The following is a 23,011-nucleotide window of genomic DNA, read 5'->3' as shown; positions in this document are numbered from 1 at the left end:
GGAAAAGTTGCATGATTACAGAAAATGGAAACGTGAAAACCTGTTTGTCTGCGGGAAGACATGCATTCCAAGAGCTAATATGGAAATGTTTAGCTATAATAGAGACAGATTGGGAGGGGATTTTTGATGATCGAGCAATTTGAAGTGGTGATTACGCCGTTTAATAGAAAAAGAACAGCAAGGGTGTACTTGCCTGAGGATTATTATCAAAATGATTCCAGGTATCCTGTTCTCTATATGCATGATGGCCAAAATCTTTTTAAAGATGAAGACGCGAATTACGGTGTATCCTGGGGGATTTCAGAATACCTGACAGAGCGCGGCAGAAAAATGATTGTAGTGGGACTCGATTGCAATCATGAAGGCTATAAGCGCCTCGATGAATATGGGCCTTGGCCAAGCGAAGAAATGAGCAGGGTCTTTCCTGTGAACGAAGATTCAATAGGCGGAGAAGGCAAGCTATACATTGATTATATTGTTCAAGAGCTAAAGCCGATGATTGATGCTGCATATAGAACAAAAACAGAAGAAACCTCCATGGCGGGCAGCTCGATGGGAGGGCTGATTTCTACTTATGCTGCCTGTGCGTACCCTGATATCTTTAAAAGAATCGCCTCCGTTTCCTCAGCTTACTGGTTCAATCAGAAGGAAATTGAGAACTTCATTGAAAACAGTGATCTTTCCAGCATCGAAAAGTTTTACATGGACATTGGCACAAACGAAGGTACACAAAGCATCGGAAGTAAGCAGTATGTGGACTCAAGCGAAAGGGTTCACCATATATTGAAAAATAAAATAACAGATTTGCGCTTCGACATCATAGATGGAGCTGTCCATAATGAACAGGCTTGGCGAGAAAGAGTTCCGGCAATTTTTGAATTTTTATTTGAGGAAGATTCCAATTAAGCAGAATGAAGCTCCGCATTCGGGCCTTTCGCTCAAATGCACTTTGAATTGGCTCTAATCTGATTGAAATTGGTTTGAATTACTGCAGAATTAAAATTATCTATTTAAATTGAAACTATTATTTTTACTGATTAAATACATTTGTAGTGACAATCATGCTTAAGGAGGGGAAAGTTTGGTAACAAATCTGTACTTTGTAAGACACGCTCATTCTGAATATTCTACAGAAGAACTTAAAAGACCCTTATCCGAAAAAGGTTTATGTGACGCAAAAATAGTGAATCAGCTGCTTGCCAAAGAAAGTATAGATTATGTTATTTCAAGTCCTTATCTGCGTGCAGTTCAAACAGTAGAAGGTGCAGCAAAGGATATTGGCAAAGAAGTTATTATTGTGGATGCATTCAAAGAGAGGCAATTGTCTTCACAGTATGTTGAAGATTTTCAGTTAGCTGTCACAAAAGTCTGGAAAGAGCCTGCATTTTATTGGAAAGGCGGAGAATCAAATATAACTGCTCAAAAAAGGGGAGTTAAAGCTACAATAAAAGTCTTAGAAAGATTTGAAAATAAAAACATTTTAATAGGTACACATGGCAATATAATGGTCCTTATTATGAATTACTTTGATACTAATTATGGCTTTGATTTTTGGAAAGAACTCAATATGCCGGATATTTATAAACTCTCTTTTGATAAATTAGAATTAAAAGAAGTAAATAGAATTTGGGGGAAGGGCTAATTGCTCTTTTCGTAAGGGCTGCTGTTGAAGGACTATATATATCGTTAAGTTAAACTATTGTTTAATAATGTTTACAAAAGAGGTGATATATGTTGATGAAGAGGCATGAATATGAAGGGAACTGGAAAAGGTTTATTATTTACACTCTTGTTGTTGGTTTAATTGTTGGCATGTTTTCCGTTATTTCTGATAATCTGCCAGATTTAAGTGATGGTGTAACCGTACCTGAATTCATCATTTCATATTTGGCGGTAATGATTAATTCCTTGCCATTCTGGTTTATTTTTGCAATGTTTGTTGGTGTTATTTTCGGAAGGGGAATGAAGGAGTCGATATTATTTGCTACCATATATACAATCACCGCAATTTCCCTTTATTTCGTAGTTTCCAATTTTTACGAGGATGTACCAGTGAAAGTATCCTTTAATGAAAAGGTTATCACTTATGCCGTTTGGTACGGATCGTCGATTTTAGGCGGCATTATTGGAGGTATTTCAGGATTTCTTATAAAGAAAACTCCCTTTATACTTCTTATTATCCCTTTAGGGCTGATTTTACAGTTATTTTTAAATGGCAAAAGCAGTTGGAGTGACATTGTTGGCATTGCGCAAAATGTGACCTACTGTCTAATAATAATCAGCATTGTCATTTATTTAGGGATTGTAAAGAAAAAAAGGAAAGATGCCTATAGGTTAGATAGTGAGGAGGTTCATATAAAGTAAGGGAAGCAGTGGATTGATAAACTTAACCGCCAAATCTCAGACCATGACAGAAGTGGTTCTAAGCTAGTTGCCACTTCTGCATGGCTGCTTACATTAAAATATCATGCTTAAATTAAACTAGCAGCAATCATGAAGTAATAAAGTAGCTGTGTGGTGAGAAGTGGAACGTACTTCCTGCAACAATGATGGTCTTGCGTTTCCTGAATACTAGTGTCTGGGTTTGTCCGCCTGCAAGAAGAAGCTTTACTTCAGCATCATTTGCTGCTGCAGTATAGACAATTAGTCCAGCGGATGTTGTTTCGCGTTCCCAATTTTTATCAAATTCAGCTAATAAAACCCGATTGGATGAAGTGTCGAATGTTTTTATGGCTTTCATATTTTCCCCCCTTTTTTCGCTGTAGTAATAAGATATTAGAAAAGCGGAAAAGGGGTCCGGTGTTTGTCCACCTGAAGGGGAAAATAATACATATAACCTGTATCACAGTTTTGAAAAAATTCTATGCAGCCGCAACCTTGAGAAGCAGGGAACAGCATCTGAGCCGGAAAACTATTGATTGTGGAGGGTTTAATAAATCGAACAAAAAAAAACCACTATTTAATAGCAGTCAAAAGCAATGCATCCCGAAGTAAAACGATATCTTGCTGGATTACTTTTTTCACTTGGTAATCGCCGCAATTGTTCAATTCAATCAGCAAACGCCCAAGTTCTTTAATAAACAGAAACATGTCCATAGTGTTCTCTCCTCTGCATAGACACCTATTCCAGTTAGGCTACCCTTATATCCATTTAATTACAATGATTAAGAAAGTCTGCAGATTGGATTATTGCTCCTCGGTTATGAGAATGTTATGGGAGTTTAGAAGGCCTGCCATAAATTCTTCACTAACTCTTTTGGTATCGTAGGCACATACAGAAAGAAGATTTGTATCGGTGACAATTTTATCTGCTTCATTTTCAGATTCTACTAATTTTCTGCTTACCTCCTGTTCATCCCGCCACTCTACATGAGCCCAACTTCGGACAGCTGAATCGAGTTCAGAATAACCTTCAATTATTTTCGGCAGGTAATCGAAAATAGAATTAATTCTAAAGTCTCCCTTTGTATAATAGAAGTCATAATTATTGACGAATCCCACTTTCATTAAGCGGCTTTCATTTACTGACAAAGTAAGTCTTTTTTTTATCAAAGGAATAAATCGGTCATTTTCTATAATAATACAATATTCATTTCGTTTTAAACCGGAAATGATAAAGTCGATTACGTTTGAAACATACTGTTCCTGATCCTCAAAAAAGTATAATACGTGGCCCTTGGTAAGGTTCTGAACCTTGTTAACCTCTATTAAATGCGTACTTTCCAAATGTACACCTCATCGATACAGACATATAACGCTATTAATAAAGTTTATCATATTTAATTATCAAAAATGGGTTTTTCGGTAAAAATATCCTTGATGGTGTAAGAGTGAAAACTGTTTGTCTCTTTTAACTATATAATGCTAGTCCTTTTCTTACAGCGGGCAGGATCCCGGCATTGTGTCACTCCGTATTCCTTCAGGGGTCTTTGGAATATTCCTGGTTTAATGTTTAATGTACAAAACAAAGGATAAAAATAAAGAAATACTGCGTTCCATAAAAAGGATCAGTCAGCGAAAGATGGCAGACAGTATTTTGGCTTCCAAATCAAGAGGATACAATGTAAAAGTATTGAGAAGGATGGTGTGTTTATATGCTTGATGAAAAAACGATTAGTATTGTTCAGGCTACTGCCCCGGTATTAAAGGAACATAGTAAGGAAATTGGGAGAAGGTTTTATACACTATTATTTGAAAAAGCACCCGACCTTTATAACATCTTCAATCAGACTAACCAAAAAAGAGGCCTTCAGCAAGAAGCGTTGGGATACGCTGTTTATGCGGCTGGGGAACATATAACAAATCTTGGTGCAATCAAGCCTGTTATAGAGAGAATATCTCAAAAACACAGGGCAATCGGAATTAAAGCAGAACAATATCCGGTAGTTGGAGAGACGCTGCTTGCTGCTGTCAAAGATGTTCTGGGAGATGCCGCTACAGATGAAATCATTGAGGCGTGGGGAAAGGCTTATGGCTATATTTCCGATGCTTTTATTGAACTTGAAGAGAAATTGTATGCAGAAACTAAAAATCAGACAGGCGGCTGGGAAGGCTACCGCAGCTTTATTGTGGAGAAAAAAGTAAAAGAAAGCGACGAAGTGACTTCCTTTTACCTGCGGCCTGAAGACGGGAAAGAAATCGCTGGCTATAAAGCAGGACAATATCTTACCATTAAGGCAAAAGTTCCAGGGGAAGAGTATACCCATATCCGCCATTACAGCCTTTCGGAAGCAGCAGGGAAGGATTATTACCGGATCAGCGTGAAGCGGGAAGACGAACATGATACATCACCGGAAGGTATTGTTTCAAATTATCTACATAACGACATCCAAACAGGTGATTCACTTCCATTTTCAGCTCCTGCAGGAGACTTTGTCCTTGAGCAGGATGATTTGCCAGTTGTGTTTATTAGCGGAGGTATCGGGATTACACCGGTATACAGTATGCTGCAGACTCTTTTAAATGAAAAAACAGCGAAGGAAATCACGTTTATCCATTCTGCGCGCAATAGTAAAACCCATGCTTTCCGGGAGGATTTAAAGCAGCTATCCGATAACAACAGCCATTTAACATACTTGGTTTGTTATGACGCGCCAACTGAGGAGGATAAAGCCTCCCAAAATTTTGATAAAGAAGGTTATGTTGATTTAAACTTCTTAAAAGCGAATGCTGGCACTAAGGACGCCCAATTTTATCTTTGCGGTTCTCTTCCTTTTATGGAGACAATCATTAAAGCTTTGGATGAATGGGGAGTACCAAAAGAACACGTTCACTATGAATCCTTCAGTCCTGTCGCCATTTTAGGAGAAGAGTAGCCAATTAGAATCCAAGGTTTTTCCATGGCTGTTTCGCATTTTGCAGAAGCATTCTTTGTTCTATTTATAGTATTAATAGTCAAAATGGAAAGGAGATGCCACAATGCCAGCGGGCGAGCCATTTTGCACCCAACCCGCTATCTGCCGCCGGCTGAGCAGCCGAATGAGGAATATCCGATCTGGCTTACGACCGGCAGGCTGGTGTGGCACTGGCATACCCGTACAAAAACCGGACGTTCCCCTTACCTGCAAATGGCGGCGCAGCATGGGTATGTTGAAATTAATAAAGAAGATGCAAAGACGCTCTCCATCGTGCAGGGAGAGGTGGTCAAAATTTCTTCACCGCGCGGCTGGATTGAAGTCCCTGCAAGAGTAGGGGATGTTGTGCAAAAGGGACTCGTATTTGTTCCCTTCCATTTTGGAAGCTGGCAGAAAAAAGAAGCTGCAAAGGAGTTGACTGCAGACTTTGTTGACCCTCTTTCCAAGCAGCCGACATTTAAACAATCTGCTTGCAAAATTGAGAAAATCCGCCGGGAACATAAAATAGAAACCGGGGAGACTCTTGAATTTATTGCTGAACAGTATGGTTTAACTGCGGATGGTTTAATAGAAGCCAATCGATTGCAAAACCCGTATAGTATTCAAATGGGTGATACCCTGGAAATACCATTATCCATCATCAATGTTCCGATTCAGCCTTATATGCCATATAGGCAAAAAATATAGCTTCATATGCTTAAGAAGCACATGCTCTTATTTATGAGGATGTGCTTTTTTCTTTAGGCATGATTTGACCATTATGAAGGGTTTTTAAGTCATATTGTTGGTGAGTGAGAGTTAGAGTATGGATAACTTTAAGTGGGTACCATTATTTAATAAATGCTCTTTTCTTAAAGATTGCTGTTTTTTCATATATTCTGTGAAGGGATCCCGTTGTTAAACCGGGTTGATTGAGAGTAAGGTGCGAGACTCCTGTGCGATTAGCGGGAGGTGAGACCCCGCAAGCTTTGCTTTAGAGGCTCTCCGCCCGCCCCGCGGAAAGCGGGCATTCTGAAGCGGAAATCAACCCCTTGTCCAGGTAGCAGCAAAGTTTTCGAAAGCAGCCTTAATAAATGAGTGGATATGCTACACTAAGCTGGACAGAAAAATTAAGGTTAAGCTGACTATACCATACTAGAGGAGAATCTATGAGGACTAAATAACAGCGCCGGGCATTTACTTGGAATTCCAGCAACAGCTTAATTAAAATGGGTACATTAAGAATACACGTATTAACCATCTAAATGTATAGAAGGGAAAAGACGACCGTGAAATTGTTTAAAAAAAAGGGAAAAATAATTAAATTACATCCTGCCCAGATTCTTGTAATAGGCTTTGCAATCCTCATATTATTAGGTACATTCCTATTGATGCTGCCTATTTCTACATCGGGAGAACGACATGGGCTGAGCATGATTGATGCTTTGTTTGAAGCCACATCTGCGGTATGTGTAACAGGACTGGCAGTGGTGGATACAGGTACGACGTTTACTGTATTTGGGCAAATCGTTCTTTTGTTTTTAATCCAAATTGGCGGATCGGGTTTTATGACTTTAGGTGTATTTATGTTCATCATTCTGGGAAAGAAAATAGGAATGAAAGAAAGATTGCTGCTTCAAGATTCCTTGAACTTATTTACTCTTTCAGGTGTAGTGAAACTTGTTTTAAAGATTATTAGTATTACTCTAATTGTTGAAATTGCGGGTGCTATCATTTTAGCGGTACGCTGGGCACATGAGATGACATGGGGGAAAGCTGCTTATTATGGTGTTTTCCATTCGGTTTCAGCGTTCAACAATGCTGGATTTGGACTTGAGCCAGACAATTTAAGTAAATGGGTGGGGGATCCTGCAATTAATTTGGTTATCACGTTTTTATTTATTATAGGCGGGATAGGTTATACCGTAATATTGGATATTTGGCAAAAAAAATCTTGGAGAAAGTTAACTCTTCATTCCAAAATCGTTTTGCTGTTCTCATTAATTCTTAATATCGTGGCCACTTTAATTATTTTTGCTTCGGAATATCATAACTCAGCTACTTTAGGGAAGTTAGGGTTAGAAGATAAAGTGTGGGCATCTTATTTTCAGGGCGTTGTTACTCGGACAGCAGGATTCAATACAATTGATATCGGACAAATGACCTTACCCTCTCAGGTCTTCATGATGGTATTAATGTTTATTGGAGCTTCTTCTGGTTCTACCGGCGGTGGTATTAAAGTAACCACTTTTGTCATTATTTTATTGACTCTTTGGACATTTTTATCTAATAAAGGTGATGTGAATATTTTTAAGAGACGAATATCATGGCAGCTAGTAAATAAATCATTATCAATTAGCGTGAGTGCTGTCATTTTTATCTTTATTATTTTCTTCTTGCTTACATATACAGAGCATGCAAGTATGGAGAAAATTCTTTTTGAAACGATTTCTGCCTTTGGGACGGTAGGTTTGTCAGCAGGATTAACGAGTCACTTATCCCCAGCAGGAAGAATCCTTATCACAATCATGATGTTTATTGGAAGAATAGGACCTTTAACAATGGCTTTTGCCTGGATGTCTAAACGAAATGGAACCAAAATCAGATATGCAGAGGAAAAAATATTGATTGGATGAGGTCAGTTTAAAATTTTTAATGTTAGGTGAGGCGTTCTTATTGTCAAGTCAGGTTGATTTTGGAGCATAAGATGCGAGACTCCTGCTTAGATTAGCATATCAGGTGAGACGCCGCAGTCGCAGCCGAGGAGGCTCACCGGCTGCCCTGCGGAAAGCGAGCATCCTGGAGCGGAAATCAGCCACCTTGTATCATAGCAACAAAGTTTACGAAAACAGCCTAAAAGTAAGGGAGAATTTGTGGTATTTGAGTATCTGCATGAACGACTTTCCGCATTCTAAAGCCGCCCCTGTGGCAGCCTTTTACAGAAAAAGTGTTTGCGAACATTGAAGCAATTTGCACATTCAAAGGCTCCAGAAAGAGAGAGATGCCCGCCCGCTATGATTGCCATCCAGGCTGGCGGGAATAGCCGAGCAATAGTACTTTTTACTCAACACTGGCATCATCTAATTGAATTTTGGCAACTTTGCCATCGCTGACACACCAAAACTCTAACGTTAGGTGATGTTTATGGTCAATATAGCCAATAATGTCTGCTCCTTGCTCATTGCTCTTGTAATAGTTTTCTCCATACAAAGAGAGCACTTTTTCCTTACTGTCTCCCAGTTTAATTCCTTTTTCAGTTCGTAGTGGGTTATCATATAAGTTGTTTTCCGTACCGCTTATTATTAGCCTCATTAGAGATCCTTTATTTTTGCCGGAATTAATAGAAGCAGTTTCTAATCCGCCTTTCCAATGATAATAGTCATAGTAATCATTATTTTCCTGGCTTAGCGGTTTTCCATACCTTGTTATAAAACTGCCTTCAAGTATACTTTCGTGTATTTTCATTCCTCCTATCGACTCCTTAGAAAGGTTGGCAGATTTCGTCAGCTTCTCTGAGTATGGTCTAAAATATAGAAAAGCTAAAACGGTTATTACTATAATTGCAGTATATAAAGTAAATCGTTTTTTGCTCATTATGCTCCTGCTTTCTTTTGCACATTTGCAGATTGAATGGTAATTATGGATAACATTAGTCTATCATAAGCGGCGTTGCTCTGCCTTGCGGTAAATGGATTGGAAGCAAGGCGGAAAGATTCTTGCGGCGAAGTCTCAGTAAGATTTTTTAAAATATGGCTGTATGGACTTGATGCAAATGGAAACTATCCTAATATCCTAAAACGAGTCTAAGAACTAACCGGAATAATAACTCCTCCATGACATATATTGTCTATAGCAATGGACAAGGGATGATGGCATGATCCGTAAAATTTGTATAGCTCTTTTATCAAGTATCTTCATAGGCGTAGGCCTGAATGGATTTGTTATACCATATCATCTTTTGAATGGAGGTATATGGGGAGTCAGCCTGATATTGCATTATGTGATGAATTATAATGTGGCCCTTGTATTCATCTGCTTAAATGCCCCGATTTTTTTAGCGGCTAGCTTCTATGATAAAGCCTATTTTGTAAACGGGATGGCAGGAGTAATCATATCGAGTACCGTGATTGATTTGCTTAAGCCTTTTCAGACGTTGATACATTTGCCTGTTTTATATAGTGTGCTGATTGGAGGTACACTGATCGGAATCGGGGTCGGCTGCATGCTGAAGGAGCATATCAGCCCTGGAGGAATGGACTTGTTGGCACTGATCATGGCAAAAGTTTTTTCGGTCAATGTCGGGATTATCATACTAGTCATAGATGCGATCATTATTTTAACGGGAATTTTGATATTAAAAGACGCGAGCTTATTATATTCCATGCTGATCATTGGAATTGTCGGAACAATGGCATCCCTTATAACTGGAATCAGGAATGTGAACATTTATGTGTAAATCAGAGGGCTGCACTTTCGCGGCTCTTTTGTTGTGGAAGAAAGAAAGCTTGTTTTTTGCGGTTATAAGTAATGGTTATTAAAAGGTATAATTTATCGGTATTTATCTTAATGGCTTAATCCAGCTATACTTTTATTATGGAGAGCAATGAAAAAGGGAAGGGGAAAGCAGTATGATTCTTGGTGTGCATCACGCGCAGATTACGATTCCTAAGGGCGCAGACGAAGAGGGAAAGAAATTTTACTGCGGCATGCTGGGTCTGCAGGAAATTGAAAAGCCAGAATCGCTGAAGGGGCGGGGAGGTTTTTGGGTTAAAGCCGGTGATATGGATGTGCATGTAGGGACAGAGGATGGTTTTGAAAGGTTAAAAACAAAAGCGCATATCGCTTATCTGGTGGAGGATATTTCTTATTGGAGAAACAGGCTTCAGCAAAATGGCGTGGTTATATTAGATTCAGTGCCAATTCAAGGTTATGAGCGATTCGAGTTCAGGGATCCTTTCGGAAATAGGGTGGAAATGATTCAATATATAGCCTGAAAAACTGCACATTCATTGACAGCCTATCCTGAAATTGAATGTGCAGTATTTTTATTTACCGAACTCTTCATTATTAAGAGTTCATTTTAGGCGGTTCTGCCATCCAGCCTTTTGACATCATTAGTTTTGCACCTTCAAGACCGAATTCATAAACATCTTTCGCATAGATCGCCGATTTTGCAATAATATCATTGCGCAGGACAAAAGCATTGGCAAATCCTTGGCTTCCAAGGCTGAACCCTCCCAAAAGATTGGTGCAGAATAACATCATCTTATCGGAAAAAGGAGCTATAGTTGATGTAGTTACCTCTCCCCCGGTCGTGGCAGCCGGGTGGATATTATTTTCAAGAAGGATATTCTCGGTACCTTTTATTATTTCCTTCGTAAGGTTTTTCCCTTTTGTAAAATACTTTTTGGCTTCCGCGTCCGTTGCGCACTGTGCAAAGCTCTTCATCAGCTGCATACCAGTTATATTGGTTTCTAAAGAATGAAATAACAATCCAAATTCAACCGTATTTAAGGGTCTTTTATGGCCAAAAAGATTTGTTCCCTTCATGTAGCTTGAGTCAGTAATGTACTCATTGGATTTTGGCATTTCTGTATAGTTTGGAGTTGGAAGGAGCCTGTTTTCAAGCAGATATTGTGTAAACAGATTATAATAGTTTTGCGTTATGTCAGTAAGTTTTTTATAAAACATAATAATATCTTCCCGATAAGATAATGTAGTATGTAAAACATACATGCCCATGCTGATTTCCTTTAATATTCGGCAGAACATGATGTCAAATCCATGCTCATACAGTTTTGGAGCTTCGAGATTAACGTCTTCCTTCGTAAAACCGATTGGAACTGCTGCACCGTCATTTTGAAGCATGATTGTTATTTCATCCACCGCTGGATTTAGTTTTTTTACCATCCCCTGCATTAGGGCCTTAGCTTTTTGATCATCGGATTTCTCTATAAAATATTCCACCATCCGGAGAATCATTGTTTTTTTGTGATAAGTCATCCACAATATCCCAAGCTCGGCTGAACTCATTTTATTTTGTTTGTGCAATTTTGATATCTCCTTTGTTTTGTTTGTTTAAAAGTAGTATGTGGTGTGTTTGTAAATGTATGCAAGTAAAGTTCGCTGTGCCGTTTATTTAGGAGAATGTGCCTGCCAAAGAAAAAAGGCTGCCGGGGCAGCAAATGAAGAATGCACAATGAGCGGGGAAAGGAGTATCGAAAATTTATTGCCGGGTTGAAATTGATGTATTACATCTGACTTTTTACACAAGAAAATGCAAGGACTAAAGGAATTCTTTGTCTTCGTCTGAACTCACTCTCATTGCTGAAATGTTCGCGTTTTGGCGAGCCTTCCCGAAGGTCGGTGATGGTAAATCCTGATTGGGTAAGTACATGGAAATAGTGCTCAATAGTCCGGTGGTACTTCACGACAACCTGTCCAATCCAGGGTTCCTTTCTCTCACCATCAAGAAAATAATCATCCACCACCCAATTTCCGCGCAGTTCTCCCGATTGCTTGCTGATAAATGAAGCGGTAGTAAGCGGGTGCTGAACACTGAAAATGAATCTTCCCGCCTCTGTAAGGGACGCCCGGACGTTTTGGAATAACTGGTTTATATCTGCCACATAATGAATGGCGAACCGTGATGTCACAAGATCAAACTGGTTTGGAGGGAAGGAATAGGTTTCCATCGTTTCATTGAAGAGTGTCCCGCTGACTCCATCCAGATTAGAAAATGCCCGGTCTGCCATATTCCGGGATCCCTCCACACCTGCATAAAAAGCCGCGCCCCCATTAAGCAGATCTCTGCCAAACGATGCATCCCCGCAGCCTAAATCCAGAATTCTTTTGCCTTTAAAGCTGCCAATCAGCTCATACATCAATGGCCCCTCAATCGCAGTATTGGGGCTGTCGGGTCTTTCCCTTCTTTTTATATAGTTTGTGAAAAATTCCGCTTCATCGTATACACTTGAACCTCTGAATTCCATAAAAACCCTCCTGAGTATTGCTATTTGAAACGAAAAAATAATCGCGGGGAAATCCTGGTAGTGGATTAAAAGGTTAATCCTAAATGACAGTGTAGCATAGAAAATAATGGAAGGGATAAGTTTACAAGGAAAATGTTTCTGGAGAAGGATGAAAAAAAGCAGAAAAGGGCGGGGTAAACTAAAATGCCAGGGGGGCATTTGCACCCCTCCTGAATTCTGATTATGTAAAGCTTTTTTATGAATAGTGATCGAGCAGAAGAGACACCAGCAATCCGAGTGCAGCTATCAGTCCTGTCAGAGGGCCACTGTCTTCATAGGCTTCTGGCATCATTGTAGAAGCAATCATCGCAATGATCCCTCCGCCTGCAAAAGCGCCTATCTCTGACATAATAGCTCCTGAAGCATGATCAAGGAAAAAATAGCCTCCCCATGAAGCAAAGGTTGAAATGGCTAATACAGTGATCCATAGCAGCATGATTTTGGTTTTCGAGTAGCCGCTGTTCTTCATGCCGGCAGTGCTTGAAAGCCCCTCTGGAATATTGCTGATGAAAATGGCGACTACTAACAAAAAGCTGACTGACTCTTTTTCGAGCAGGCTGGATCCAATCATGATCGACTCAGGTATGGCGTCCATGACTGTGCCGATAAAAATGGCAATGCCGCCCCCTGCAGCCGCTTTCTGGCCTGATCGCTTTCTTTGGGAGGCGCCTTTTTTGGAAACCAGGTAATCAAATAAAGTAAAAACAGCGGCACCTGCTATAAAACCGATAATAGTCGGTGTAATTCCGCCATCATGTACCGCATCGCCGAGAAGCTCATACGATGCTGCCCCCATTAACACACCTGTACCAAACGCCATTATGTATCCGATTATTTTTGTCTTAATGGGCAAAAACATGGAAAAAAGAGCACCTAACAGTACGGCAGATCCTGATATCCCGCCCCACATCGCGGCAGACCACATAAGCGTCACTCCTTTCTTAAAAACTACTACCCAAAACTGTTTTGGATAAACTTAGCATGAAAATAGGGGAAGAAAGGCATGGCAGGCACTTGGAATGCTTCATGCCGGCCAGGGTACTTTCATTTATCTTCAGGGCAGCCTCAAATTTAAAGTTCTGTTATTAGAAAGCGCGCTTTCTGGGCAATCGCGGAAATATAATTATAAAATGCAGTTGCTTATTATGGTAAAATATGTATAATTAACGCCGTTAAGTTAATTTAAGAATCAGGAGTGATTGTTTCATTATGAGCAGAAAAGAAAAGCGGCAAAAGGAAGTGGAAGAAATGAAGCAAGATATGATCAATGCTGCAGTCCAGTTATTTACCGCAGAAGGATACGAACATGTATTGATGAAGAAAATCGCTCATAAAATAGAATAGTCCCCTGCTGCCCATCTGCAATTATTTTGCTAATAAGTAAGGTATCCTGCAGCAGCTTTTAAGTGTTAGCTATAAAATGTTCCTAGACAGCCGAGGAAACTGCTGCCAAATATGCGGGTAGCAGCATGGAAAATCGTTTAAAAACAGTATTTTATATAGAAAGGGAATTTAAGATTAGGGGGAGATGTTAGTGGCAAAACGAAAAATAAATGTGAAAATCTTGCTCTGTTATGTGGTTATTGCGGCTTTTATTGGTTATATTTTAATGTCTTATGTGTTGCATAATCCTAAAAATGCAGCTATTATTGCCGGCAAGCTGGAGAATAGCCCTGGTTTTCCATATGATTTATGGATCATGATTTTATTCTTTCATATCGTAACAGGGGCCATTGCCCTCGTTTTAGGACCTTTTCAATTCCTGAAATTCAGCAGGAAGAATAAAAAGGTGCATAGAACAATAGGGAAAATGTATATGTCAGCCATTTTCCTAAGCGTGCCTGCGGGGATGTATCTGGCCTATTATGCAACAGGAGGAGCCGGATCGGGGATTGGCTTCTTTGTACTGGACATTTTCTGGTTTGCCGCGACATTTACTGGCCTTAGGAAAATTCTTAAGCGTGATATAAAAAGCCATCGGGAGTGGATGCTCCGCAGTTATGCCATTACTCTTGTATTCGTGACCTTCCGCATTTTTATGCCAATCTTTGTGTTTGTCATGAAGCTTGGATTTTCAATTGGGTTTCCAGCCGCAATCTTTTGTTCTATTGCACTTAATTTAAGCCTCGCAGAATGGCATCTTCGGAGGGAAAATAAAAGCGCCAAGAATTCCATCGCAAAAACAACACCTGTCTGACTTCATCAATGAATATATCAATCATAATTCTCCAATAAACCGCTAAAAACAGCGGGAAGATTAGTCCGCAAGAGTGCAAAAACCTGCAATTAATAGTTCAGCAAGCTTTAAATTCGAACTCACTGCAGATACTCCTAAAGTGAAGTGGGCCGGCAGCGAACAGCCCGGCATGCAGCCTTCTAAGAAGGCTGCATATGTAACTAACCCAAGGGCTGATTAATGCTGTGCTGTATCAGCTGATAGGGCCATTAGAAGCAGCAATCACAATCTCACATTCAATCAACTATCCTGAGGCTAATGCCTGCTCTGATATAATTTTTATAAAACGGTTCATTAAAGGAGACAAAATGCAATGAAAAAGAATACGATATGGGATTTTATTGGTATGTACAATCGCAATCACAATCACCTGGTACTTTATAAACTCTTACTGCAATAAAGATTTATCAAAATACGATGTATCACAACTTGAAAAAGTAGATATGCTGGTTTCGCCTGGTAAAGATAAAAAATTAAGTGTTTTTCTCGGGGGAGGTATTTTCGGAAGAACAGATTATACTTATATCGGACAAATGGAAAATCTTAAGAATCATAGTAAGAGTCTTATATTTATACTCCCTGGAGAAAAATTTAAACTATCTTGGCTGGATAATGAGCATCTTCAGATAAATGGGGATAGTGTCAGCATAAAAAGCACCTATGATTTTCGGAAAAAATAGCCTAATAGGCTGGCCGTATTATTAGGGTGAAACACAAAATAAAAAGCCGGAAACGTCATTTATCGAGCGTTTCCGGCTTTTTCTGCTCAACTCCATAGTGCCATTTTCAGGAGTTGGGAATCAGTGACAATGAAATATGGGTTTATAAGGAAAAATATTGGTTTAATATACCTGAATATTTGGGTAACACTTTTATATTCTTGCAAAAATGGTAAATCTTTTCTAAGATTTTAATATACTATAAAATGACAAAAAATTTAATTCTGTTCAAGGTCCAGGTGATTTTACTCTTAATGGATTGATAGAGAGCATCTGCAGCAGAATTCAACAGACAAGATTAACATAGCTATGAAAATCCTCTCATTGAAATAATTCTCCCAGTTAAGATAACCGGCCGAAAAACTGGAAAGGACTTTCCGTGATGTCAATGAAAATCTATGATGCAAAGGCACTTATTCATGCTGCAGGGGAGCGTTCCAAACAATATCGCGATTTGAGAGAGCAGCTTAATGAACTGAAAAAAGGATTCAGCGGCATCGTGGAACTGGATGATGAGCTGAAGGGGAATGGTGCAGCGGCGATTAAAGGATTTTACAGGGCACAGATGGACACAGCAGATGCCTGGATAGCCCTTGTTGACCGGCATATTGCTTTTTTAAATGGAATAGAGGGAGATGCAGAAGAGGCTAAGCTCGGAGGGGACAGCATTGTTGAGGTGCCGTTTCTTGAAGGGGAAGTCGCACATGCAGACAGGAAGTCAAAGGAACTTGTCGCTGCCCAAAAAAGTGATCTGACGGCCATATTCAGCCGGATAGAAGACATTATCCATCTGGAACCATTCTCCGATGAGGAATTTCAGGAACAAATTTCAGAGGCTGACAGGAAACGCTTCGAAACGATAGACAAGGTAAATGAGACGGACAGCGGGTGGCTAACTGAATATGCAGAATCTGAGGCAGACCAGGCTGCCATTGTGTCCCTGCTTGCGCAGCTAAGGGAATCCAGTTCAAAAGGAGGGAAGGTCTCTCCGCTATACTTTGATGCCAAGTCCTATCAAAATAGTGAAGCGTACAAAGGGCTGCAGGATAGGAAGAAAGAAAACACGGCCTATTTGAAAATCAAGAAAGAAGAAGCGGAAAAACGCCGGATTGAGGATTTAAAAGCGAAGCTTGCGACTGTAACCAATACAGAAGAATACCTGGAAATTGCAAACGTTATTGGACTGGACAATTTGCCTCCTGAACAGCAGCAAATTGTTATACAGCTCGAAATGAGCAAGCAGAATGCGGAAATCGCCAAAGGGATAGGCACAGGCCTTTACGATGCGGGAAAAGATTTGGTGACAGGTATTTGGGATTTTGTTAAAGACCCTGGCGCAACCATTGAAAGCACAATCACAGCAATTGCTCACCCGATTAAAACGTATAATTATATTTCAAAGGCGATTTCTGACTCGTATGAGAGGGATATGGTGCATGGCGACGCCTATTCCCGGGCGCATTGGGTAAGCTACGCCCTTGGCACTGTCGTATCATCTGTTGTCGGAACGAAAGGTGCAGGAGCGGTTGCGAAAACGGGCATGGCCACTTCTAAGGCTGCCGTTATTCAAGGAGTTGCTAAGGCTAAGACAATCCGCAGCCTGCTGCCCTATGCACCTGCTAAGCCCTTGGCAGCATCAGGTGTACCTTTTAATGCAGTAAACAGTGCAGAATTAGAAAATCAGCTGCTTTCCATGGCTAAAGTGGAAACAGATCTGCTGGATAAGGGGCCTGTGAAAAGCCGGCTGGATTATTTAAGAGACAAGCACGGCACGCTTACCGCAGAAGAGTTGCACGACAGGATCAATACAAGAGGCGAAATTGAAAAAGCCATAAACCATGGTTCGAGGAATACGTGGAACGACTTTTATGAAGCATCAAAAGAAGGGAATAAAAGTGTTGAACAAATTAAAAACTCTTATATTAACCTGATTAAGGAGCAATCTCCATGGCCGGAAGGATTTACTCCTGTCAAATCTGTCCTGAAATCCGGAGATACCTTCGAAATGGTCTTGGATAATAAACAGCCATTAAATAAGCCAGGAAGTTTCGGGACATATGACACAATCTCGGGTGTCGAATATGCCAAAAATAAGCTGGCCATTAAATCGGACTGGAAAGAAGATTTCGGCAAGGTTGTCACATACAGAGTGAAACAAGGAGTGGAGCTGCCAGTATTAAAAGGCCCGGTTGGCCCGCAAATTGACCTTGCGGCAGATAAATATCTGCCCGGCGGGGGCACACAGCTGCAAATCATGCTTGACTGGAAAGAAGACAAGATGAAGTATCTCGAAATCGTTTCAGTTCGCCCTAATAAATAGGCTCTGTTAAAGCTCGATGCCGGTTGACCCCTATGCACGGGAAGGGAAATCAATAGACAAGCTGAATAGAGCCATTAAATAAAGGAGTTTGAGTATGGAAATTATAGATTTTTCCTGGGATTTAGAAAGTGCCGGCTGGACATATGAGGGAAAAGAAGTACATGTTGCACTATCAAATATTAACTTTGCCAACTTAGATGCGGAAGAGAACTATATATACATTGTATGCGGCGAAAATTTTTCCGAAAATAATATTCATTACCTGACATTTGACGGAAAAGAAATCCTGGCCTATGACAAAACATCAGGATCGATCACCTGGGAATATGACGGTAATATAATTGAGGTTCAATGTGAACACCTGGAAAATGCGAGATTGTATACCATGGAATCTCTTATAATGGCCATTGCCGCGGACGGACAGGGAAATACCAAGTTAATAGGCTGGCGTTTAGATGGGACACTGGCTTTTGAAACAGCTGCCCCTCCAGAATATAAGCTTTCCTATTTATCATCTGTTGATAAAAAACCAACCGTTGTCTGTGAGGGCAGTCCTGCACAATCAGACAAGTATGGAAGAAACACCTGGCATTTCAGTATAGATACTGCAACTGGCGAATTAATCAAGTCTGAATTGGCGCATTGATATATTTGGATGAGAGGCCCTTCTTTGTGGAAGGGCTTCTTTCCTGTTTGCTTACGGTGAAAGGTTTTTAAAGTAATTGTATGCACAATGACCAGAGAGATTTATAATTGGTACTAAAAGGAGAAATGAGCCTTGATAAATAAAGTTCAAAGCACACCCTTGTATATTCAAAAGCTTGAAGCACTTTTGAGGCGTATCCCAGGCCAGCATGAAAAGCGAAAGGAAATGGAGGATGAGCTCTCAAGAAAAATGTCGGGCTTTAAAGGAGAGCTGTCGCTAGATTATTATTTACGACTGATTCCTGATAAATCAATACGGATTTTCCATGACATCAGGCTGTCCGATGGAGAGTACACTTTTCAGATAGATACTTTGTTAATGTGTACCCGTTTCTTTTTAATACTAGGGGTGAAGAATTTTTCCGGTTCACTGCTTTTTGACCGAACCTTTAAACAGCTTGTCAGAAAGATAAACAATATGGAAGAAACATTCCCGGATCCATTTACACAGGTGAAACGTCAGCAGCTCCAGCTGAAAAATTGGCTGAAAATCCGGAAAATCTCCGAAATCCCCATAGAGACTCTTGTTGTGATCTCCAATCCCTACACTTACATCATGCCTCCTGAAAACCCAGCGGAAGTCAAACGCCTTGTCACGCATAGCGCTAATCTCATCAGCAGAATATCAAACCTCGAAAACAAGCATAAGCATGACGCACTTACGGAAAAAGCCCTTGCAAGACTCTCAAAAATCCTCTTAAAAAACCAAATCCCAGATAACAGGAGTGTTTTGGAAAAATATCAAATCACAAAACATGAACTCATTAAGGGAGCCGTGTGCCTAAAGTGCTCTCCGTTTTTAATGATAAGAGAGTACGGCAGATGGATTTGTACTCAATGCGGGGCAGCATCTAAAGAAGCCCATATAGATGCATTGCGGGACTACCTTCTTTTATGGGGAGAGACGATTAGCAACCAGGAGCTGCGTGAATTTCTTGGTATCAGTTCAGCGTCAATAGCAGCAAGAATGCTCTCTTCCTTGCAGCTTCCCTATACAGGTTCGACTAAGGATAGAAGATACAGCCTAGCGGGGTTGCTTAACAATTAAAGAGTTTGTATTTTTCTCTATTTATTGCCGTTGCATGATTTTGTTCAGAAGCTGCACGATTCCTTTAAAAGTTGCATGATTTTCGTCCAAAGTCGCACGATTTTAGGGAAAAGCTGCATGATTTCCGCTAAAATCATTTCTTCATAAAGATAAAACTGCGTACCAATCAGCTCACCCCCTAAATAAAATCAATTAATAGCCCATTTTCATAAAAATCTATTGACTTAGAGTTTGCTCTAAGTAGTAGATTAATTGTAAGAATATTGGAAAGCAGGGATGAAATTGTTCAGTATCAGTGAAGCTGCAAAACAGGCAGGAATCAGTGCATACACATTAAGATATTATGAAAAGGCCGGGATACTTCCGCCTCCTAAAAGAAGGCAGGGCAATCAGCGTTTTTATACAGACGGGGATATTGCGTTTCTGAAGTTTTTAAAAAGCTTAAAGCAAACGGGTATGACACTGGCGGATATCCAGGAATTTGTTCAGGATGGATGTATTTTGGAGAAAACTGAGTCACTGCCGAAAGAAGAAATCATGCCCTCGCTGAATTTGCGGATCAAACTGTTATCGAAGCATCTAGAAAAGATGGAGCAGCAAAGAAAAGAGCTGGATACCATTATCTTGATGACAAAATCCAAACTTGAGACTTATTACTCCCTTATGGATGGGCAGGTGGAAAAACCATGAAGCATGCAAAAATTTATCTCTTGTTACTCGGTTTTTCCCTTTTTACCGGAGCAACATTCAATTTGGCTAAATACACCATTGCTTATATTCCAGCTTCATTTGCTGCAGCATACCGGTTTGGTTTGGCCGCTGCCATCATGCTGATTATCCTTGGATTCCGGGAGGGCATTAAGACTTCGCAAATCAAGGGTAACTTCATGTCTTATTCAGTGCTCGGAGTAATTGGGGTCTTTGGATTCAATGCACTTTTCTTTATAGGGCTGAAATTCACATCTCCATTAAACGGTGCTCTGATCATGGCTACCAATCCGTTAGTGACAGCAATTCTAGCACGGATTATTTTGAAGGAAACAATCCGTTTCCAGCAAGCAGCCGGAATGGGTATTGCACTTTGTGGTGTCCTTTTTGTTCTCACTCAAGGCTCCATTAAAATGATGACCAATTTGTCGTTTTCAGCAGGTGATTTTATTATTTTAGGCGGAAATATCTGCTGGGCGTTTTATGGTGTATATGGCCGCCGCTTTGTGAAAAACAGCACGTCTTTAGCAACTGCCGCATACAGCATGTTAATTGGTGCTTTCTGCCTGATTGCTGTGTCCCTGGCAAGTTCTGAATCTATTCATTTTTCTTCGATCCCAATTGGTGTATGGGTAGCGATTGCATGTATGAGCATCTTCACAACCGTGCTGGGCTATTTGTGGTGGAATAAAGGAATGAAAGAGATTGGTGCGGCAAAAACATCCCTGTTTTTTAACATCGTCCCGGTCGTCACTATGCTGATTTCATTTTTCACCGGTACACACATTACAATGGCCGAGCTGTCTGGAGCCTGCCTGGTTATCATAGGAGTTGCCTCTGCGTCGGGAATTCTGCAGCGTAAGGAAAAACCTTCAGGGAAAGCGGTGCCGCAAAGCTAATCCGAAGGGATCCTCCAAGGTTTATCCGCAGAAACCTTTTATATAAAAAAAGCCCCCGATTCCGGTCAGCGTTTGCCGGATTGGGGGGCTTTTTCGATTTTTTCGTATACGGCACTTAGAGCCTGCTCGAATTTGCCGCTTTTTTTGGGCTGATAGTACTGTTTGCCGAGGAGTTTGTTTGGCAGATACTGCTGTTTGACCCAGCCGTTCTCATAATTGTGCGGATATAGGTAGTCAATTCCGCGGCCGAGTTCTTTTGCACCTTTATAATGGGCGTCCTTCAGGTGATCTGGAACATCACCGCTTTTGCCTGCTCTGATGTCTGCCAGGGCGGAATCGATGGCCGTGATGGCAGAATTTGATTTTGGCGATAAGCAGAGCTCGATAACGGCATTGGCGAGCGGAATCCGGGCTTCGGGGAAACCGAGGCGTTCAGCCGTTTCAATGGCGGCAAGCGTCCTCGCTCCTGCCTGCGGGCTTGCCAGGCCGATGTCTTCATAAGCAATTACTGCCAGGCGGCGGGCAATTGAGACAAGATCGCCTGCTTCAGCTAGACGGCCCAGATAATGCAGGGCTGCGTTCACATCGCTGCCGCGGATGGACTTCTGGAAAGCGGAGAGCACATCATAGTGGGCATCTCCGTCTTTGTCGTGTGAAAAACTCTTTTTCTGGATGCATTCTTCAGCGGTTTTTACATCTACCGAAATTGTCCCGTCTTCATCAGGTTCCGTTGAAATGACAGCAAGCTCCAGTGCATTCAGCGCACTGCGGACATCTCCGTTCGAAGCCTGTGCAAGATGTGTGAGTGCCTCCTTGCTGACATCAGTCTTATAAGTGCCAAGACCGTGTTCACTATCCTCTAGGGCCCGCACCAGTGCCGTCACAATATCATCTGTTTCAAGCGGTTTTAATTCAAAAATCTGGCAGCGGCTCCGGATAGCGGGATTGATTGCATGATACGGATTGCTTGTTGTGGCGCCGATGAGCGTAATCATTCCATTTTCAAGATAGGGAAGCAGGAAGTCCTGTTTGGCCTTATCGAGACGGTGGACTTCATCAAGCAAAAGGATGACCCTGCCTGACATTTTCGCCTCCGCTGCGACGATTTCCATATCTTTTTTATTATTGGTAACGGCATTCAGCGTGCGGAAAGCAAATTTGGTGCTGCCAGCTATCGCACTTGCAATCGATGTTTTCCCGACGCCGGGCGGACCATATAGAATCATGGAGGAAAGCTGTTTGGCTTTGACCATGCGATTAATAATTTTTCCATCGCCTGTCAGATGGTCCTGTCCGATGATATCTTCAATCGAATGGGGACGCATACGGAAAGCGAGCGGTTTAATATTCATAAGCACCTCTCCTGGAATCAAGTAGGTTTCTGTCCTTATCATACTATATAATGAAGGGGAAATGCATTTATGGCGGTTGTGTGCTATAATTTCATGTGCCGACTGCGGTTCTAAAACACTAAACCAAGAATCACATATATAGATTTTAAGCATCAAAAAAAATTGAGGTGTAAAAACAATGAGAATCTCAACAAAAGGCCGTTACGGCTTGACTATTATGATTGAGCTTGCAAAAAAACATGGAGAAGGGCCGACTTCACTGAAATCGATCGCCAATGCACATGATTTGTCCGAGCACTACCTGGAACAGCTGATTGCACCTCTTAGAAATGCAGGACTAGTCCGCAGCATCCGCGGAGCTTACGGAGGTTATGTGCTTGGACGCGATCCGAAGGAAATCACATCCGGAGATATTATCCGGGTTCTAGAAGGTCCGATTACCCCTGTTGAAGGAATTGAGGATGAAGAGCCGGTCAAGCGCCAGCTTTGGATCCGCATTAGAGACGCTGTAAAGGATGTTTTAGACAGCACAACGCTTGATGACCTTGCCAATTATAATGACAGCGGCGAGCAAGATTCGTATATGTATTATATTTAATGATACACCTGCCAGCGCTTGATTTTTCCGGGTGCTGGCTGGTTTTCTTATTGGAGGCTGAA

At 41.0% G+C, this 23,011-nt stretch carries 25 protein-coding genes; 17 read left to right on the top strand and 8 right to left on the bottom strand.

Going from position 1 to position 23,011, the window contains the following annotated elements; genetic code table 11:
- The first annotated feature begins 126 nt into the window (after window positions 1-126).
- From BIV59_RS06235 to BIV59_RS06225, 3 genes are all read left to right on the top strand, one after another.
- Window positions 127-906 (top strand): alpha/beta hydrolase, encoded by a 780-nt coding sequence (locus tag BIV59_RS06235; RefSeq protein WP_071350600.1) that lies wholly within the window; start codon window positions 127-129, stop codon window positions 904-906.
- Window positions 907-1,081: 175 nt separating this feature from the next.
- Window positions 1,082-1,642: a histidine phosphatase family protein gene (locus BIV59_RS06230; protein WP_071350599.1), complete on the top strand. Its 561-nt coding sequence runs from the start codon at window positions 1,082-1,084 to the stop codon at window positions 1,640-1,642.
- Window positions 1,643-1,731: 89 nt separating this feature from the next.
- Complete coding sequence (locus BIV59_RS06225; RefSeq protein ID WP_240501859.1) at window positions 1,732-2,364, top strand: hypothetical protein; 633 nt, start codon at window positions 1,732-1,734, stop codon at window positions 2,362-2,364.
- A gap of 127 nt (window positions 2,365-2,491) precedes the next feature.
- Here BIV59_RS06225 and BIV59_RS06220 read toward each other — a convergent pair whose 3' ends face one another.
- The 3 genes from BIV59_RS06220 to BIV59_RS06215 form a co-directional block, all read right to left on the bottom strand.
- Complete coding sequence (locus BIV59_RS06220; RefSeq protein ID WP_071350598.1) at window positions 2,492-2,740, bottom strand: hypothetical protein; 249 nt, start codon at window positions 2,738-2,740, stop codon at window positions 2,492-2,494.
- 215 nt (window positions 2,741-2,955) lie between these two features.
- Window positions 2,956-3,096, bottom strand: a complete 141-nt coding sequence (locus BIV59_RS23550; protein ID WP_170846095.1) for a hypothetical protein — start codon at window positions 3,094-3,096, stop codon at window positions 2,956-2,958.
- A 90-nt stretch (window positions 3,097-3,186) separates the two neighbouring features.
- Window positions 3,187-3,726, bottom strand: a complete 540-nt coding sequence (locus BIV59_RS06215; RefSeq protein WP_071350597.1) for an MEDS domain-containing protein — start codon at window positions 3,724-3,726, stop codon at window positions 3,187-3,189.
- A gap of 368 nt (window positions 3,727-4,094) precedes the next feature.
- Here BIV59_RS06215 and hmpA point away from each other — a divergent pair, with 368 nt between their 5' ends.
- The 3 genes from hmpA (at window position 4,095) to BIV59_RS06200 (ending at window position 7,969) form a co-directional block, all read left to right on the top strand.
- A complete protein-coding gene (gene hmpA / locus BIV59_RS06210) occupies window positions 4,095-5,315 on the top strand; it encodes an NO-inducible flavohemoprotein (RefSeq protein ID WP_071350596.1) in 1,221 nt (406 codons plus the stop codon).
- A 123-nt stretch (window positions 5,316-5,438) separates the two neighbouring features.
- Window positions 5,439-6,041 carry a molybdopterin dinucleotide binding domain-containing protein gene (locus BIV59_RS06205; RefSeq protein ID WP_240501858.1) on the top strand — a complete coding sequence of 201 codons (603 nt, stop codon included), beginning with the start codon at window positions 5,439-5,441 and terminating at the stop codon, window positions 6,039-6,041.
- A gap of 581 nt (window positions 6,042-6,622) precedes the next feature.
- Window positions 6,623-7,969: a TrkH family potassium uptake protein gene (locus tag BIV59_RS06200; protein ID WP_481747416.1), complete on the top strand. Its 1,347-nt coding sequence runs from the start codon at window positions 6,623-6,625 to the stop codon at window positions 7,967-7,969.
- A gap of 424 nt (window positions 7,970-8,393) precedes the next feature.
- On the opposite strand, the gene BIV59_RS06195 is transcribed toward BIV59_RS06200, so the two are convergent.
- Complete coding sequence (locus BIV59_RS06195) at window positions 8,394-8,927, bottom strand: hypothetical protein (RefSeq protein WP_071350593.1); 534 nt, start codon at window positions 8,925-8,927, stop codon at window positions 8,394-8,396.
- Between the two features lie 280 nt (window positions 8,928-9,207).
- On the opposite strand from BIV59_RS06195, the gene BIV59_RS06190 reads away from it, so the two are divergent.
- Complete coding sequence (locus BIV59_RS06190) at window positions 9,208-9,789, top strand: YitT family protein (protein WP_071350592.1); 582 nt, start codon at window positions 9,208-9,210, stop codon at window positions 9,787-9,789.
- Window positions 9,790-9,961: 172 nt separating this feature from the next.
- On the top strand, window positions 9,962-10,327 hold the full coding sequence (locus BIV59_RS06185; RefSeq protein WP_071350591.1) for a VOC family protein: 366 nt from the start codon (window positions 9,962-9,964) through the stop codon (window positions 10,325-10,327).
- A 73-nt stretch (window positions 10,328-10,400) separates the two neighbouring features.
- On the opposite strand, the gene BIV59_RS06180 is transcribed toward BIV59_RS06185, so the two are convergent.
- The 3 genes from BIV59_RS06180 to BIV59_RS06170 form a co-directional block, all read right to left on the bottom strand.
- Window positions 10,401-11,384, bottom strand: coding sequence for a DUF3231 family protein (locus tag BIV59_RS06180; protein WP_071350590.1), 984 nt, complete (start codon window positions 11,382-11,384; stop codon window positions 10,401-10,403).
- A 200-nt stretch (window positions 11,385-11,584) separates the two neighbouring features.
- A complete protein-coding gene (locus BIV59_RS06175; RefSeq protein ID WP_071350589.1) occupies window positions 11,585-12,325 on the bottom strand; it encodes a class I SAM-dependent DNA methyltransferase in 741 nt (246 codons plus the stop codon).
- A gap of 235 nt (window positions 12,326-12,560) precedes the next feature.
- Complete coding sequence (locus BIV59_RS06170) at window positions 12,561-13,289, bottom strand: ZIP family metal transporter (RefSeq protein ID WP_071350588.1); 729 nt, start codon at window positions 13,287-13,289, stop codon at window positions 12,561-12,563.
- A gap of 284 nt (window positions 13,290-13,573) precedes the next feature.
- Here BIV59_RS06170 and BIV59_RS24210 point away from each other — a divergent pair, with 284 nt between their 5' ends.
- The 8 genes from BIV59_RS24210 to BIV59_RS06135 all read left to right on the top strand — a co-directional run bounded on the left by BIV59_RS24210 (window position 13,574) and on the right by BIV59_RS06135 (window position 20,999).
- Complete coding sequence (locus BIV59_RS24210) at window positions 13,574-13,708, top strand: hypothetical protein (protein WP_276205124.1); 135 nt, start codon at window positions 13,574-13,576, stop codon at window positions 13,706-13,708.
- 190 nt (window positions 13,709-13,898) lie between these two features.
- On the top strand, window positions 13,899-14,561 hold the full coding sequence (locus BIV59_RS06165) for a DUF2306 domain-containing protein (RefSeq protein WP_071350587.1): 663 nt from the start codon (window positions 13,899-13,901) through the stop codon (window positions 14,559-14,561).
- Window positions 14,562-14,941: 380 nt separating this feature from the next.
- Entirely contained in the window at window positions 14,942-15,280 is a 339-nt protein-coding gene (locus BIV59_RS06160) for a DUF5412 family protein (protein ID WP_071350586.1), read from the top strand.
- Window positions 15,281-15,701: 421 nt separating this feature from the next.
- A complete protein-coding gene (locus tag BIV59_RS06155) occupies window positions 15,702-17,639 on the top strand; it encodes a ribonuclease YeeF family protein (RefSeq protein WP_071350585.1) in 1,938 nt (645 codons plus the stop codon).
- Between the two features lie 94 nt (window positions 17,640-17,733).
- On the top strand, window positions 17,734-18,285 hold the full coding sequence (locus BIV59_RS06150) for a hypothetical protein (RefSeq protein WP_071350584.1): 552 nt from the start codon (window positions 17,734-17,736) through the stop codon (window positions 18,283-18,285).
- 132 nt (window positions 18,286-18,417) lie between these two features.
- Window positions 18,418-19,392 (top strand): nuclease-related domain-containing protein, encoded by a 975-nt coding sequence (locus BIV59_RS06145; RefSeq protein ID WP_071350583.1) that lies wholly within the window; start codon window positions 18,418-18,420, stop codon window positions 19,390-19,392.
- A gap of 276 nt (window positions 19,393-19,668) precedes the next feature.
- Window positions 19,669-20,082, top strand: coding sequence for a MerR family transcriptional regulator (locus tag BIV59_RS06140; protein WP_071350582.1), 414 nt, complete (start codon window positions 19,669-19,671; stop codon window positions 20,080-20,082).
- Window positions 20,079-20,999, top strand: a complete 921-nt coding sequence (locus BIV59_RS06135; protein ID WP_071350581.1) for a DMT family transporter — start codon at window positions 20,079-20,081, stop codon at window positions 20,997-20,999. Before BIV59_RS06140 ends, BIV59_RS06135 begins: the two co-directional genes overlap by 4 nt.
- Window positions 21,000-21,064: 65 nt before the next feature.
- Here BIV59_RS06135 and BIV59_RS06130 read toward each other — a convergent pair whose 3' ends face one another.
- Window positions 21,065-22,345: a replication-associated recombination protein A gene (locus tag BIV59_RS06130; RefSeq protein ID WP_170846097.1), complete on the bottom strand. Its 1,281-nt coding sequence runs from the start codon at window positions 22,343-22,345 to the stop codon at window positions 21,065-21,067.
- 184 nt (window positions 22,346-22,529) lie between these two features.
- On the opposite strand from BIV59_RS06130, the gene cymR reads away from it, so the two are divergent.
- Window positions 22,530-22,949, top strand: a complete 420-nt coding sequence (gene cymR / locus BIV59_RS06125; RefSeq protein WP_071350579.1) for a cysteine metabolism transcriptional regulator CymR — start codon at window positions 22,530-22,532, stop codon at window positions 22,947-22,949.
- The last annotated feature ends 62 nt before the right edge of the window (window positions 22,950-23,011 follow it).

This window comes from Bacillus sp. MUM 13, from assembly GCF_001866725.1.
Lineage (GTDB): Bacteria > Bacillota > Bacilli > Bacillales > DSM-1321 > Peribacillus.
Note: the sequence above shows the minus strand (reverse complement) of the source record. Positions and strands in the feature narration are given on the sequence as shown.

What these genes read in the sequence shown, in the direction of transcription:
- BIV59_RS06235 (WP_071350600.1), top strand. Translation starts at nt 127, where the DNA reads ATGATCGAGCAATTTGAAGTGGTGATTACGCCGTTTAATAGAAAAAGA.
- BIV59_RS06225 (WP_240501859.1), top strand. Translation starts at nt 1,732, where the DNA reads ATGTTGATGAAGAGGCATGAATATGAAGGGAACTGGAAAAGGTTTATT.
- BIV59_RS06220 (WP_071350598.1), bottom strand. Translation starts at nt 2,740, where the DNA reads ATGAAAGCCATAAAAACATTCGACACTTCATCCAATCGGGTTTTATTA.
- BIV59_RS23550 (WP_170846095.1), bottom strand. Translation starts at nt 3,096, where the DNA reads ATGGACATGTTTCTGTTTATTAAAGAACTTGGGCGTTTGCTGATTGAA.
- hmpA (WP_071350596.1), top strand. Translation starts at nt 4,095, where the DNA reads ATGCTTGATGAAAAAACGATTAGTATTGTTCAGGCTACTGCCCCGGTA.
- BIV59_RS06195 (WP_071350593.1), bottom strand. Translation starts at nt 8,927, where the DNA reads ATGAGCAAAAAACGATTTACTTTATATACTGCAATTATAGTAATAACC.
- BIV59_RS06190 (WP_071350592.1), top strand. Translation starts at nt 9,208, where the DNA reads ATGATCCGTAAAATTTGTATAGCTCTTTTATCAAGTATCTTCATAGGC.
- BIV59_RS06185 (WP_071350591.1), top strand. Translation starts at nt 9,962, where the DNA reads ATGATTCTTGGTGTGCATCACGCGCAGATTACGATTCCTAAGGGCGCA.
- BIV59_RS06175 (WP_071350589.1), bottom strand. Translation starts at nt 12,325, where the DNA reads ATGGAATTCAGAGGTTCAAGTGTATACGATGAAGCGGAATTTTTCACA.
- BIV59_RS06170 (WP_071350588.1), bottom strand. Translation starts at nt 13,289, where the DNA reads ATGTGGTCTGCCGCGATGTGGGGCGGGATATCAGGATCTGCCGTACTG.
- BIV59_RS24210 (WP_276205124.1), top strand. Translation starts at nt 13,574, where the DNA reads ATGAGCAGAAAAGAAAAGCGGCAAAAGGAAGTGGAAGAAATGAAGCAA.
- BIV59_RS06155 (WP_071350585.1), top strand. Translation starts at nt 15,702, where the DNA reads ATGTCAATGAAAATCTATGATGCAAAGGCACTTATTCATGCTGCAGGG.
- BIV59_RS06150 (WP_071350584.1), top strand. Translation starts at nt 17,734, where the DNA reads ATGGAAATTATAGATTTTTCCTGGGATTTAGAAAGTGCCGGCTGGACA.
- BIV59_RS06140 (WP_071350582.1), top strand. Translation starts at nt 19,669, where the DNA reads ATGAAATTGTTCAGTATCAGTGAAGCTGCAAAACAGGCAGGAATCAGT.
- BIV59_RS06135 (WP_071350581.1), top strand. Translation starts at nt 20,079, where the DNA reads ATGAAGCATGCAAAAATTTATCTCTTGTTACTCGGTTTTTCCCTTTTT.
- cymR (WP_071350579.1), top strand. Translation starts at nt 22,530, where the DNA reads ATGAGAATCTCAACAAAAGGCCGTTACGGCTTGACTATTATGATTGAG.